Genomic DNA, 13,868 nt, shown 5'->3' with positions numbered 1-13,868 from the left:
TCCCTTAAGCATTGAACTCCAAGATATACTACCCGAATTAGGGGCTCATAATACTGTTCAAGGAAGGATATCACCATTCAATTTACCTTTTAATTAAATACAGGACAATCTTTACCATTATTACTCGTCTGAATGAAAGGGTTAATATCAGCCAAAATAAAAAGGATTACCTTTAGACTAATTGTTTTTAACTACTATATAAAGTAAATCGGCTTAATTTTTAATTAAGTTCAGCGCGTGATTAAGGAGGATCTGATATGAATATCTACCAGGCTATTTGGGACGCAGATATGAGAGGCAATGGTATCCCGTCAATCTTGCCTAATGAAAAAGGTGATATTTCAAAAGGATTCGTTGTTATAGATAGGGAAGACGGCCATTCTCAACATTTTATTTTAAGAGATATACATATACCGGATAAAAAAAGAAGCAGCTACCTTATGTTCGAAAAGCTTCTGGATAACTTTTCACTAAATCAAACAAGTAAAGAAAAAAATACAAAGAATGAAGCTAAGGAGGTGGAAGACTTTTTATTAATGGCCATAAGCTCTCCTCCAATGGTAATAGCTAAAAAGCTTATTGAGGACAATAACCAAATTGAATTAACTTCCTCCGAGTGGTATTCACTTCTTTACGAACTATGGTTTCGGCAATTTGATTGGGATAGTGGCAAGGATTTATCTGGCTTTGAGCATGTCTTTATTGGGGAACAAAAAGGAAGAAAGCTGGTAGGCCATCATTTTTGGTATAAATACTGGCTTGAAGATAGTAATGTTATAAATAATAAGAAACAACTAGATACTGCTGTCAATCAACAGGAACAAAATCCCGCAGCACCCATTGTAGTTACAATTGGCTGCCATTTAAAGGCTTACGATTTTGCCAAAAGACGTTTTATAAAGGTATTAAAGAAAAAATGTGCATTCTTTGTTGGCCTGAGCCCTGAGGGACTTTTAGCAATAGGAACTGTTCGGGCTATGCCTAATGCTCCTGTTGACTCAATAATTAACGGTGCCACTTACACGCTTGAACTAATTAAAAGCCCTGATGGAAAAAGCATTCGAACTTTTTACCCTGTTTTTGCAACCTAAAATTTGGAACGTTCTTACTCCTTTACTTTTAATTAAAATTGTATTAGTATAGTTAAGTCATAAATTCATACTAAATCTATCGGTTATGGGGGTAAATAAATTGTCACAAACAGTAGCAAGTACTACTAAACCATTAAATCAAAAATCCCAATCAACCACTTTTGTAACTAACTTAAGCCCAATGCAAAAGGGATTGGTAGCTGTCGGGATTATGATATCTCTTATACTATTATTTACTATTGTCCATTCATCCAATTGGACACAAGGCAGCTTATTCATTATAGGTTTACTTTTGGGTGCAACATTGCTTTATGCCCGCTTTGGTTTCACATCAGCTTTCCGCAGACTTGTTTCAGTAGGAAATGTCCAAGGGCTTCAAGCGCATATGCTTATGTTTGCTGTCTCAACTACATTATTTGCAATTATATTAAGTACCGGTTTTAGCTTTACCAGAATTGCACCAAAGGGCTACGTTTCCCCTGTTGGTGTCAGCGTAATATTCGGTGCCTTTCTTTTTGGAATAGGCATGCAGCTTGGAAATGGCTGCGCCTCAGGAACCTTGTATAGCTTAGGTGGAGGTTCATCTTCCATGATTTTTACTCTTATCTCCTTTATTGCGGGTTCAACTCTTGGAGCTTATCACCTTCCGTTTTGGAATAACACTCCGACTCTCCCAGCTATTTCTTTAGCTGAAACAACAGGTCTGGGGTATTTTGGTGCCTGGCTCCTTCAAATGGTAGTGTTCATCGCCATTTACTGGGTTACTGTAAAAATTGCTAAAAAGAAAAATCCGCCAATGATGAAACCACTTCCGACAACAACAGGATGGAAAAAGGTTTTACGTGGTTCATGGCCATTATTCACTGCTGCGATTGTATTGGCAGTACTCAATGCTTTAGTTCTTACTGTTCGCGGAAATCCTTGGGGAATAACCTCAGCCTTTGCTCTATGGGGTGGAAAATTCCTTAATGCAGCAGGTGTCGATGTTTCCAGCTGGGGATATTTTGCTGGACCTAATGGACAGGCACTTAAAAACACAGTCTTAGCTGATTCTACAAGTGTCATGAACTTTGGAATCATCTTGGGAGCCTTTATTTCAGCTTCTTTCCAGGGTACTTTTAAACCTAAAAAAATTAAGCTGGGTGTAGCTGGAGCGGCCATTCTTGGAGGATTATTGATGGGATATGGATCCCGCCTTGCATTCGGCTGTAACATAGGAGCCTATTTCAGCGGAATCTCTTCCTTTAGTCTTCACGGATGGGTTTGGGCCATTATGGCGATGCTTGGAACATTTGCAGCGTTATTTATTCGCCCATTATTTGGATTGAAAGTTCCATCTTCTAAAGACACATTCTGTTAATGAAATAATAATTAGGATTTTGGCTTGCAGAAAGTTAACTCTGCAAGCCTTTTTTAGCTAATATCTACAATGCCTTATTAAGTGAGGTAAAGGCATAGCAAAAACGAAGGAGACCTTTTTAATGGTCTCCTTTTTATGATTTCTCTTTTTTAGCCATTGATTTTGAAGAGTTTCTTAAACTATCAAATAAATGTTTGGTGAATCCAAGGAATACCCATATCCATGCTGCCATTGCGATATAGACCATAATATGGGGAATTACTATTAAAAAAGGAATGTTTAAGGCCTTTGATAGCTGAAAGGTGCCTGCTGTGTACATCGAAAGTGGGAAAACCATTCCCCAAAGCTGCGAATCATAAGAAAGCGGATAACGATGATAAAGATAACGCCAAATCATAAGTATAAATAACAATGGGATCCACCATGTACCCATGATCCAGAAGAATAAAGTAAACCCTTTTAAAAATGGCGTAATTTCAACAAGTAAGGGCCAAAGCCGCGAATTTAAGATCAGTGTTGAACCAGCCAGTGTGGTAATGGCCACTGCCCCCATATTAATCCAGTAAGGTGGCGTAAGTTCAGAGTATTCAAGTCTTAAAAAAGTAAAACGATAAAAAATAAGAGTAATCATGTTGATATATAACATACATCCAAGAAAGTACATGCATAAAGTAACAAACAGGATTATTCCCCGTCCAGCATCCACATGGGATGATACGAGCGTGCCAAGTATTGAAATGGACTGTGTTGCCACCACTGCAATCAGCCATGTCCCATTCATTCCATCTGCAATGGCCGGCTTATCCTTTCTTACTGTAACGGCCGCAAAAAAAGTATACATAATAATTTGCCATAAAAGTACAGCAAGGACCAATAAATAAATCGCTGCAGAATAGTTTCTATCAACAATAATTAGCTGACTGCCAAGAACACAGGTCCCTGCAACTAACGTAAAAAAACCTGGTCCCTTTGTATGGCTTGTTAGATCCTCTAATACCCTGGGAAAGTAGCCAAAAAGACGGATAAGAGTAAGTATCCATAATAAAAGATAAGCAATTATATTAATATACAATAATATCTTTGGAAGTAATTCCATTCCAAGCTGAAAGGTTCCTATTGATAATGCCCCCGTTGCCATCACGAGTGCAAAGTATCCTGGAGAAAGATTTACAGCTTTTTGTTTTAAAAAGGAAAACACTTTCTCACTCCTAAATATAAGTTTTTATTTATCTAAAATAATAGTAAAGATTTTTTCAAACTCTATGCCTATTTTATCACAGTTTATAAGTTGCTCCGTGAGGATAAAACTGGTTAGATATTAACGTTTTTTCATCATGTTCTCACGAAAAGATTTTCCTCCCAGCATAAATATTGATAGTTATCATACTAGTGTGTCAAAATAGGTACGATATCTAAGTGTTTCAATCATTCAGGTATTTAGGCTGGATGTAAAAGGATCAATAAATCTTTTTACCATTCCACTAAGTCAACCAACTCTAAACATTGGAGGAAATGGTCCATGAGAAAAATGAAACTGGGAAGTAGTTCTTTAGAGGTTCCTGTAGTAGCCGTTGGCTGTATGCGAATTAACTCGCTAGAAAAACCACAGGCTGAGCGCTTCGTCCAAACAGCTTTAGAAGAAGGTGCTAACTTCTTCGACCATGCGGATATTTATGGTGGAGGAGAATGTGAGGAAATTTTCGCAGATGCCATCCATATGAACGCAGATATTCGAGAGAAAATTATTCTCCAATCAAAGTGTGGAATTCGCAAGGGAATGTTTGATTTTTCAAAAGAACATATCTTAGAATCTGTAGATAGAATTCTTCAGCGTTTGAAAACTGACTATCTTGATGTTTTGCTTTTGCACCGTCCGGATACTCTTGTGGAACCCGAAGAAGTGGCTGAAGCCTTTGATATCCTTGAAACTTCAGGTAAAGTACGTCATTTTGGAGTTTCTAATCAAAATCCAATGCAAATTCAGCTGCTAAAGAAATTTGTAAAGCAGCCTATTATTGCAAACCAGCTGCAATTAAGTATTACTAATGCCAATATGATTTCTAATGGAATCAATGTAAATATGGAAAATGATTCAGCCATAAACCGGGATGGCAGTATCCTTGATTTTTGCAGGCTGAACGATATCACTATTCAGCCATGGTCCCCTTTCCAATATGGATTCTTTGAAGGTGTATTCCTTGGTAATGATAAATTTCCCGAATTAAACCAACAGATTGATGAAGTTGCCGCAAAATACGGGGTAAGCAACACGACTATCGCCATTGCCTGGCTTTTACGCCACCCTGCTCAAATGCAGCCCGTTATCGGCACTATGAATGTTGACAGGCTAAAGGACTGCGTAAAAGCAAGCGAAGTACGTCTTACAAGAGAAGAATGGTATAGTATTTATCGCGCTGCAGGCAATATCCTTCCGTAAATATAGTTTTTTAAACGAGGCACAATAGTGACTCGTTTTTTTATTGGCTCAAAGGACTGTTTACCGGCGATTGAGGGTTATAAAAATAACATTAGTGTTAAACTAATTGATAGCTTATTGGGTTAAAGGATGTGTCCTAAATGGATTTTTTTCAAAGCCAGGATACGCTTACCGCATTTGAGTGGGTTCTTCGGGCTTTAGTAGCTTTTCTATTTTTAATATTAGTTGCAAAAATTTTGGGCCAGCGGGCTATCTCCCAATTAAGACTTCTTGATTTTGTTATTGCCCTGGTAATAGGAAATATTATTGCTCATCCATTATCAGATGAACATATTGGACTTAAAGGTTCTGTTATATCAACCATTGTATTGGTGGTGCTGTATCTCGGGGGCATTTTTATGACTCTTAAATGTCCATGGTTTAGAAAACTAATTAACCATGCGCCAGTCACCATTGTGAAAGACGGAGAAATTATTTATCAAGGATTAAAAAAAGCAAGAATATCAATTGATGTTCTTTTAGAAGAGCTTCGTGAAGAAAAAGTAGATGATGTAAAGAAAGTATCCCTTGCAATTTGGGAAGCGGATGGAAAAATTTCGTTTTTTTTAAATCCAAAATACCAGCCACTTACACCTGCATCCTTCAATATGGAGACAGAACCCTTCAACCTGCCGTGTATAGTTATTAAGGAAGGTAAAATTAACTCCATGGAATTAAAACAAATTAAGAAAGACGAAGTCTGGGTTACATCCAGGTTAGAAAGTTTATATCATACTGAAGTAAAAAACGTTCTGCTTGCAACTCTTGATGGAAAAGATAACTTGAAGGTTTTTTTATATAAGTAGTTAGGCACTTAGATTTGCATATTGATTCCTGGAAAAGGAGACTCCTCTGCGCTATGTGCAGCGGGGTCTCCTTTTATCGGCTTTCCCCGCAAAAAGAAAATCCAGTCTAAAATAATCTCTTCATAAATTATATAAAGGTGTCAGAAAAAACTGATATAATTTTATATAAGGAGTGATAGGGTTGGATTTGATGTTAAGAGGTCACCATTTATTATGCGTTCATGGTTTTCGTGGTATGGGATATAGCCCGGAGTTTGTAAAAAAAATGAGCAGTGTTGTAGAAGAAATAAGAGATGATAGTAACGACTTTCAAATAAAAGTGGTGGCAGCATTAGACGATACTTGCGGAGCTTGCCCTCATAAAGGAAAAACCACCTGTGAGGCAAACGAAGACTCTAATGAACATGTATTATCAATGGACCACAATGTTATTCAGCACCTTGGTTTAAGCGAAGGTACTGTTTATAAAAAATCCTTTTTAGTTCAATTAACAGCAGAAAAAGTGAAGCCAAATGATTTGGATCTTATATGTAAAGGCTGCTCCTGGCTTCCCTATGGAGTTTGTAAAGAGGGAATTTCAGAGCTTCGGGAGAAATATGACTATCAAGAACTTAGATAACCTTTTTTAGTAAGACTTTAGCTTTTTGGAAAATATATTGAAATAATTCAATAATTTGTAATACTATTAATATAGGGAACTCCACCTTGCTTTCCTAGGGGAGGAAAATGAATTGAATCTTTTTTTACGCTTATTAAGCAGTCTGTTACTTTGGGTTTGTATGGCAACAATTGTTATATTAATCGTTTTACTGCCACGGGATACGGTATCACACCGGGTTGGTGTGAAGGATATTATGTCCTATCATTTCACCTGGAAAAACTATGAAAAAAATATTGATGATTATTTTGAGGAAGTAAAAACGAAAAAAAGCCTCGGGACCACTAAATTTGATCAGCCTGTGGAATCTGAGCTGTTATTTTACTTTAAGAGGAGTATTATTGTTTTGCTTCCTGCAATGGTTCTGAGTATATTTTTCGGGATATGCAAAGGTGTTTTTGATTACCGGTTTCAAGCCCATAAATTAGGACAGTTTTTTGGAAGAGGCTCTACCTGGATGGGCCAGGCAGTACCTGACTTTTTTCTGATTTTCCTATTCCAGACTTTTTTATCTGTGGCAATGAACCATGGCTTTCCAAAAATACATATGTTCGGTAATGATGTTTGGTATAGTTTCTTTTTTCCAATCATTTTTTTATCCATGTATCCTGCATTTGTTATCGCAAGATACACCTTCCAGGCATTGGAAGAGGAAGATGAAATGGATTATATTAAAACAGCAAAAGCAAAAGGTGTTCCTGACCGAGTAGTACTTTGGAAACATATTCTTGGAAACTGCTATCCTAAATTACTTCAGCACTTTATGCCTATTATATTAATGTTATTTTCCGGTATGTTTGTTGTGGAATTTTTAACCTTATATCACGGCATTGGATGGCGTTTAATCACTGCTATACACATTAGATATTCAATCATGGCAGGCGAACCTTTGCCGATTGATGCACCTGCTGTTATAGGTTTTAGCCTATTATTAATGGTTCTATTGCTTCTTGCACAATGGATAAACCAAATCCTAAATTATGTCCTGGATCCAAAAAGAGGAGGGGATTTTTAATGAAGAAAATACCTTCTTTATGGATTGGTATAATAGGGTGCAGTATGCTCGCCATCTTTTTTGTTTTTGGTCCTTATTTGCCACATGTTGATAAAAACGTTCCTCCTCATAGTTATGTTGTAGGTCCAGAGAGCAATCTTGATTTTATTCTCCCTCCCTATACACCAAATAAAGACTTTTTATTAGGTTCAGACAAACATGGAAGAGATATATACAGTGCCTTAATTATGGGCACACGCGGGACGTTAACAACCGTTTTTGCCATTTCCCTTTCTACCTTTTTATTGGCACTTCCTTTTGGCATCGCGGCAGCACATTTGACCTTTTTCCGGCTATTATTACAGGCATGGAATTATTTATTTTCAAGAATACCTGTATTTTTTTACATCATTATCGTTTCTACCATTCCCTTTTTTATATTTTCCCCTCACCGGGCAATTTGGATGGTTAGTTTTTTAATAATATTTGAACTTGGAAAAGTTGGTGACGTTGTTTACAAAGGTGTCAGTCTTATTCAAAAAACAACTTATTATGAGGCTGGAATTATATCTGGCTCTAAGCCATATGGACTGTGGAAAAGATATTATTGGCCGGGCTGCTATCCGCAGTGGGTTGCCTATTTTGTTCAGCATTTGGGCAGTATGCTATTTTTACTGGGACAGTTAGGGATTTTCGGAATTTTTATTTCTCAGTCTTTGGCTCAAGGGGAACATCCTTCGTATTCAATCGATAATACAGCTCTTGTTTGGCCAATGTTTTTATTCGATGTTTTAATAGACTTTGATGCATTTCCATGGATACCTTTATTTAGCTCTTTATTTATTACCTTATCCATGTTTTCTTTCGTTTGTTTGGGCGAGGGTATATTAGACTACCATTTAAGAAAACAAAGAGGATTAATTTCTATGGGACCACCGAGGAAACCCTTTTTACCACGTTTAAGAAAAAAGGAAACAGCTAACATAAAACTTTAATTAAAAAAACAAAGGGGCCTACTACCCCTTTGTTTATTTGCTGTATTCTTTCCCCACCAGGTTATCGTATTGTCCTTATTATCTGCTTTTCCATTATTCAATTAACCCCTATTCCTTTTCTTTAAAATGCCGAAGCTTTCCTTAACCTGTCCGTCGTGCGTTCAGAAGTTATGTATATAAATTCTTATTAGCCAAAAAAAGCCCTACAAGATGACGAATCAACTTGCAGGGCCAATGAATTAATTTTCTTCTTCTTCTCGGCGATTTTTCTTGAATAGCTTAGATAGTACTTCAAAAACGATTGGTACAACAATTAACGTTAATAACGTTGAGCTTGTTAAACCACCGATGACAGTAATACCAAGACCTTTTGAGATTAATCCGCCTCCGCCTGAGCCAAGTGCTAATGGAACTAATGCACCGATTGTGGCAATTGCTGTCATTAGTATGGGGCGCAGACGCGTTGCACCGGCTTCTAGAACCGCCTCTCGCATAGCCATACCATCACGTTCCATATGAATTATACGGTCTACCAGCACGATGGCATTCGTTACCACTATACCGATTAACATTAATAGACCCATCATGACAGATACCGAAATTGTTTCCTTGCCTATTAATAAACCAACAAATGAACCAATTACCGCAAATGGCAACGAGAATAGAATCGCAAATGGTGCAACACCTTCACGGAAGGTTACAACAAGGATGAAGTACACAATTGCGATTGCCGCAAGCATCGCTACCCCAAGCTGTGTAAAGGTTTCTGTCATATCCGCCTGTACACCGGCCGTTCCAACTGTAACACCTTTCGGTAAATCCAGCTTATGAACTTCTTTATCGACTTTAGAAGTTACTTTTGAAACATCCTTACCAAGAATCGTTCCTGATACATTGGCGTAGTATTCACCCTTACTACGGGCCAGCGTATTGAGTGTTGTACCTTTCTTCACGGTTACAAGATCAGAAAGAGGCATGGTTGTACCAAGCGCTGTTGGAACTGGCGTTGACAGAATATCATTAATGGATTCTGGTCTTTTAGATTGTTCCTGCTGGACAATGACATCTAAAGTGTCTCCATCCTTTTCAATTGTGGTTAGAACATCCTGTGTTTTATTAGGGTTTAACATCATGACAATCTGCCCTGTCGTTAACCCATACTTGATTAAATCGTTCTGTGCCACATTAAAGGTATACTCAACGTAAGCATCCTCAGCACTAGAAGTAACGTCTTTTAAATCTTTTCTCTTATCCAGTACGTTTTCTACCATCTTAACCGACTTGTTTAGTTTATCTAGATTATCACTGTAGAAGGTATAGCTGACCTCATTTGAATTCATCGAAGTTGGAGAGAAGTTCTGTGACTTCCACTCTCCTGACTGGCCGAGATTTTTAACATAGTCTTCAATTCTATCACGAACTTTAGGGAAATCTTCCATGTCAGGATCAAAGATGAGGTACATTAAGGCACCGCCTCCTCCGCCACCCATCATCGCAGCCATTTCATCGCCCTTTTCGGTGAGTGACATTTGAACGATGTTAATATCATCCCGTTTGAGCATTTTCTCTTCTACCACTTTAACGTTTGCCATGGTTTCATCAGGCAGCTCGCCTGCTTGCGGGGTGTACGTTAAATACATCACTTTATCTTCTTCGCTGCCCATAAAGCTAAAACCAATTAATGGTGTTAACGCCAAACTTCCTGCTAATAGGACGATAGCAATGATTGAAGTGATCACTTTATGGTTTAATGCCTTATTCAGAACCCCTTTGTACCAGTTAGCTAGCTTTCCTGCCTCTTTATGACTTTTTTCTGTTTTTTCACCATATAACTTTTTCTTAAATAAGAAGTGAGAAAGTGCCGGAACAACCGTAATCGCCACTAGTAATGAAGCGCCGAGCGCAAAGGTCATTGTTAAGGCAAATGGGGTAAACAGCTCCCCGACCATGCCGCCAACGAAAATAAGTGGTGCAAATACCGCAACCGTTACTAACGTCGATGAAAGAATTGGTTTGAACATTTCAATTGTCGCTTCGCGAACAAGGGCGCGTCCATTTAGGTTTTCTTCCCTTAAATGAAGGCGACGGTAGATATTCTCAACAACGACTATTGAGTCATCGATAACACGGCCAATGGCCACCGTAATTGCACCAAGGGTCATAATATTAAGCGTAATATTCATCCAGTTTAATATCAGTAAGGCCATGAAAATGGAGACTGGAATAGACACGATCGAAATAATCGTAGATTTAAAATCACGAAGAAATAGCAGAATGATTAACACCGCAATCAAACCACCAAATAAAGCCTTTTCCACCATGGTTCTAACGGATTCTTCAATCGGTTTACCCTGGTCAAGTGTTACATCAATGGTCAGTCCATCAATTTTTGTTTTTTGTTCCTTGATTACCTTTTTCACATTGTTGACCACATCCACTGTGTTGGCTTGCTGCTCTTTAACAATTTGAATAGCAATAGCCTCTTTACCATTTGTGCGTGATAACGATTTAACTTTACCCACTACATCAATCGCGGCAATATCGCTGAGCTTTACAAATGGGGATGGATGGGCTGCTGATGGAGTAACAGGAATCAGCATATTCTTTAATTCCTCAGCTGTCATGAACTTGCCGTCAATAGCGACAGCTTGTTCACCCTGTTTAAACTGATAAAGTCCTAGTGAAACGGCCATATTACTTGCCTGAATCATTTGCTTCACTTTATCTTCGGTTAATCCAAACTCAGTTAACTTTGCTTTGTTATACGTAAGGTCTACTTCTTCAATATGCTGGCCAGTAGTCGTGGCAGACGCCACACCGTCGATTTTTTCAATTTTTGGAAGAAGGTTATCCTCAACTGTCGAGGTTAATCCAACAATATCTTCCTTTGAACTACTTACACTGAGAGCCACAACAGGCATCATATTCATGTTAATTGCCGTCACCTTCGGCTCTTGTGTTCCATCGGGTAATTTTACTGAATCTAACGCAGATTCTAAGGCTCTCTTGGCCTCAGCCATATCAATACCGTATTCATATTCAACTTGAAGACTGGACATGTTAGAATATGAATTTGAGTAAACAGCTTTTACATCTTCAAGTCCTTCTACCGCTTTCTCAATCGGCATGGACACATCTTCCATTACTTTTTCTGGAGTGGCACCAGGATATACATCCATGACCATTAAGTATGGTATAGATATATTTGGAATTGTCTCCATGTTCATACGTGTACCAGAGTAAATTCCAGACACTGTAATGATAATGGTCAGCAGCCATACGGCTAATTTATTCCTTAGGACAAAATTGACTACACCTTTCACTACTACACCTACCCTAAATTGACTTATCGAGCTCATTTACTTATAATAATGACCATCCAGTCAATTGTCAACGAATTACCTTAGGAGCGAAAAAATAAAATGATAAAAAAACAATTAATTATGGAAAAAGCTTTAGAACTTTTCGCTAAACAAGGGTTTGAGGCTACAACTGTTCAACAAATAACAGAATACTGCGGTATATCCAAAGGTGCTTTTTACTTATCCTTCAAGTCCAAAGATGAATTGATTTTAGGATTGATTGATCACTTTATGATGCAATTCACTTCTGACATTGACTACACAGTCAGAAAAACGAACAATGAAAATCTTTTATATGAATTTTATTTTGCAGCCTTTTATTCCTTTCACCAGCATTCTGATTTTGCAAAAATTCTTATGAAAGAGCAAACGCAAACTTTTAATGAAGAACTAATTAAAAAAATGCATTACTACGACCGGCAGACAGAAAAAATCATCTTATTGATGATTGAACGGTTTTATGGGGAAGAGGTCAGACAGACTAAATATGATTTGATGTATTGTATTAAAGGCTTTATAAATACATATTCCCACTTGTTTCTATTCTATAATGTTCCGTTAAATCTCAATCTATTGTCAGAATCACTTGTGGAAAAAACAAATCTATTAGCGCGCCATACAAAACTGCCGTTTATTTCAGAGGAACTGATGCAAGTGATAAAGCAGCCGATGACTGAAGAAGACTCTAAGGAACAGATTCTCGAAAACATTCAAACAAAGATAGAAGAAATGGAAGAGTCAATTGAAAAAGAATCCTTACAACTACTAAAGCAGCAGCTGCTAGAACCGACCCTTAGTCCTGCTATTGTGAAAGGATTAATAGAAAATATACGAAATCATCCACATTGTAAATGGACTGCCTATTTACTTCAAAGTTATTATGGGTTTTAAAAAACTATAAACTTTAAGCAGAATACCGCTAAAAAGAAAAAAGCAATAAGTGAAGTCTGGACTGACTGCACTTATTGCTTTTATTTAATCTTGTTTATTTGAAAAACACTTTATCTATATTGTACTTTGCTTCGAGTTCATTAATAATATACGTTTCGTAAATTTCTCTATGTACAGGATCTTCAATTATACAAACAGAAATTTTAGCAACCTCATCTCTGTGCATTTTCATTGGAGATACGTTATCCTCAAAATGTTTTTTGATTCTTTGTCTTAACTTCCTAGCCTTCCCAACAAACAATAGCTCCTTATTATTGTTATAAAACATAAAAATCCCTCCCTTATCCCGAGGGATAAGATGAAAATCAGTAAACCCATAAATATCGCTGAGCTCAGGATTATTCTGTTTTGTAATTGTAACACTTGGGTCTGGAATCGTTATATTTATCAACTACATTCACTTCCTCTTTCCTTATTTACTGTTATGTTACCATAATAAGTAGTATTTACCTTGTATTTGTTACTTAGTCAATGTTAAAAAGCACATTTATTTATTGTAAGGTTCACTGGAACCCTTCTAACATCGAAAGAGAATTTAGCGAAATATCCCTCCTTTCTCCTTTCCTGCACATAAAGTTTAATTTGATATTGTGTTAATTATCGATAGCTTCTGTGTTTTTCTTTTTCGGTTTAGGAATTTAATTAGAGCAATGAAAAGACTTGATGGACAAAACATTGGGTAAGAACCGATAAAGTATGAAACCAGCTCTAACACCTAAGGACGGTGACACATACAATATTAGATGAGAATATTGCAAACCCAACCTCTCTGAACAGAATTCTAGCACCAAAGATTATACAATTGATGGATTAACTTACACTATAACAGTAAATTATAATTCAAATACAAGAACCTACACCGCAACTGCAGCTAAGAAAAATTAATTAGAAAAGCGTTACACCATACGAAAAGATGGTCCCTGCACTAGATAGGGAGCATCTTTTTTTGAATCCTGCTGTATAGTTTTTCAGGTGAGAGTATTGTTTTGCATAAACCATTATATATATAATGTAACAACCAACTCTACTTTTAGAGTTGGTTTCATTTATTTTAATATAGGCTACACTTATATAAGGTTTCTCTCTAATTATGACAAGCTTTTTCGCAATTACTTATGATAGGGTTCACCGCTATCCTTCTAAATGAAGTTTTAATAACCTCTTGAAAATACAGG

General features: G+C 37.1%; 11 protein-coding genes. 8 read left to right on the top strand and 3 right to left on the bottom strand.

Annotated features, from left to right (window positions below; all coding sequences use genetic code 11):
• Window positions 1-257 precede the first annotated feature (257 nt).
• Complete coding sequence (locus AC3WR0_RS12680; protein ID WP_492552655.1) at window positions 258-1,091, top strand: hypothetical protein; 834 nt, start codon at window positions 258-260, stop codon at window positions 1,089-1,091.
• 85 nt (window positions 1,092-1,176) lie between these two features.
• Window positions 1,177-2,451: a YeeE/YedE family protein gene (locus tag AC3WR0_RS12675; protein ID WP_492552654.1), complete on the top strand. Its 1,275-nt coding sequence runs from the start codon at window positions 1,177-1,179 to the stop codon at window positions 2,449-2,451.
• 133 nt (window positions 2,452-2,584) lie between these two features.
• Here the strand turns inward: AC3WR0_RS12675 and AC3WR0_RS12670 are convergent, their stop codons facing one another.
• Window positions 2,585-3,649 (bottom strand): tellurite resistance/C4-dicarboxylate transporter family protein, encoded by a 1,065-nt coding sequence (locus tag AC3WR0_RS12670; protein ID WP_492552653.1) that lies wholly within the window; start codon window positions 3,647-3,649, stop codon window positions 2,585-2,587.
• A 321-nt stretch (window positions 3,650-3,970) separates the two neighbouring features.
• On the opposite strand from AC3WR0_RS12670, the gene AC3WR0_RS12665 reads away from it, so the two are divergent.
• From AC3WR0_RS12665 to AC3WR0_RS12645, 5 genes are all read left to right on the top strand, one after another.
• Complete coding sequence (locus tag AC3WR0_RS12665) at window positions 3,971-4,888, top strand: aldo/keto reductase (RefSeq protein WP_492552652.1); 918 nt, start codon at window positions 3,971-3,973, stop codon at window positions 4,886-4,888.
• A 140-nt stretch (window positions 4,889-5,028) separates the two neighbouring features.
• Complete coding sequence (locus tag AC3WR0_RS12660) at window positions 5,029-5,733, top strand: DUF421 domain-containing protein (protein WP_492552651.1); 705 nt, start codon at window positions 5,029-5,031, stop codon at window positions 5,731-5,733.
• A gap of 190 nt (window positions 5,734-5,923) precedes the next feature.
• Entirely contained in the window at window positions 5,924-6,352 is a 429-nt protein-coding gene (locus AC3WR0_RS12655) for a DUF1284 domain-containing protein (RefSeq protein ID WP_492552714.1), read from the top strand.
• Between the two features lie 112 nt (window positions 6,353-6,464).
• Window positions 6,465-7,406 carry an ABC transporter permease subunit gene (locus tag AC3WR0_RS12650; RefSeq protein ID WP_492552650.1) on the top strand — a complete coding sequence of 314 codons (942 nt, stop codon included), beginning with the start codon at window positions 6,465-6,467 and terminating at the stop codon, window positions 7,404-7,406.
• Complete coding sequence (locus tag AC3WR0_RS12645; RefSeq protein ID WP_492552649.1) at window positions 7,406-8,380, top strand: hypothetical protein; 975 nt, start codon at window positions 7,406-7,408, stop codon at window positions 8,378-8,380. The genes AC3WR0_RS12650 and AC3WR0_RS12645 overlap by 1 nt, the downstream gene beginning before the upstream one ends.
• A 239-nt stretch (window positions 8,381-8,619) precedes the next feature.
• Here the strand turns inward: AC3WR0_RS12645 and AC3WR0_RS12640 are convergent, their stop codons facing one another.
• The gene (locus tag AC3WR0_RS12640; protein WP_492552648.1) at window positions 8,620-11,703 is read right to left on the bottom strand and encodes an efflux RND transporter permease subunit; all 3,084 of its coding nucleotides are present in this window, start codon (window positions 11,701-11,703) and stop codon (window positions 8,620-8,622) included.
• Between the two features lie 99 nt (window positions 11,704-11,802).
• On the opposite strand from AC3WR0_RS12640, the gene AC3WR0_RS12635 reads away from it, so the two are divergent.
• A complete protein-coding gene (locus tag AC3WR0_RS12635) occupies window positions 11,803-12,633 on the top strand; it encodes a TetR/AcrR family transcriptional regulator (protein WP_492552647.1) in 831 nt (276 codons plus the stop codon).
• Between the two features lie 94 nt (window positions 12,634-12,727).
• Here the strand turns inward: AC3WR0_RS12635 and AC3WR0_RS12630 are convergent, their stop codons facing one another.
• Window positions 12,728-13,084 (bottom strand): nucleotide excision repair endonuclease, encoded by a 357-nt coding sequence (locus AC3WR0_RS12630; protein WP_027323615.1) that lies wholly within the window; start codon window positions 13,082-13,084, stop codon window positions 12,728-12,730.
• Between the last annotated feature and the right edge of the window lie 784 nt (window positions 13,085-13,868).

This window comes from Neobacillus sp. FW104-15D2 (assembly GCF_058790155.1).
This window is presented reverse-complemented; position numbering and strand designations above follow the sequence as displayed.

Excerpts from the sequence above, each read along its gene's own strand:
- AC3WR0_RS12680 (WP_492552655.1), top strand. The coding sequence starts at position 258 with ATGAATATCTACCAGGCTATTTGGGACGCAGATATGAGAGGCAATGGT.
- AC3WR0_RS12675 (WP_492552654.1), top strand. The coding sequence starts at position 1,177 with ATGGGGGTAAATAAATTGTCACAAACAGTAGCAAGTACTACTAAACCA.
- AC3WR0_RS12665 (WP_492552652.1), top strand. The coding sequence starts at position 3,971 with ATGAGAAAAATGAAACTGGGAAGTAGTTCTTTAGAGGTTCCTGTAGTA.
- AC3WR0_RS12660 (WP_492552651.1), top strand. The coding sequence starts at position 5,029 with ATGGATTTTTTTCAAAGCCAGGATACGCTTACCGCATTTGAGTGGGTT.
- AC3WR0_RS12655 (WP_492552714.1), top strand. The coding sequence starts at position 5,924 with ATGTTAAGAGGTCACCATTTATTATGCGTTCATGGTTTTCGTGGTATG.
- AC3WR0_RS12645 (WP_492552649.1), top strand. The coding sequence starts at position 7,406 with ATGAAGAAAATACCTTCTTTATGGATTGGTATAATAGGGTGCAGTATG.
- AC3WR0_RS12635 (WP_492552647.1), top strand. The coding sequence starts at position 11,803 with ATGATAAAAAAACAATTAATTATGGAAAAAGCTTTAGAACTTTTCGCT.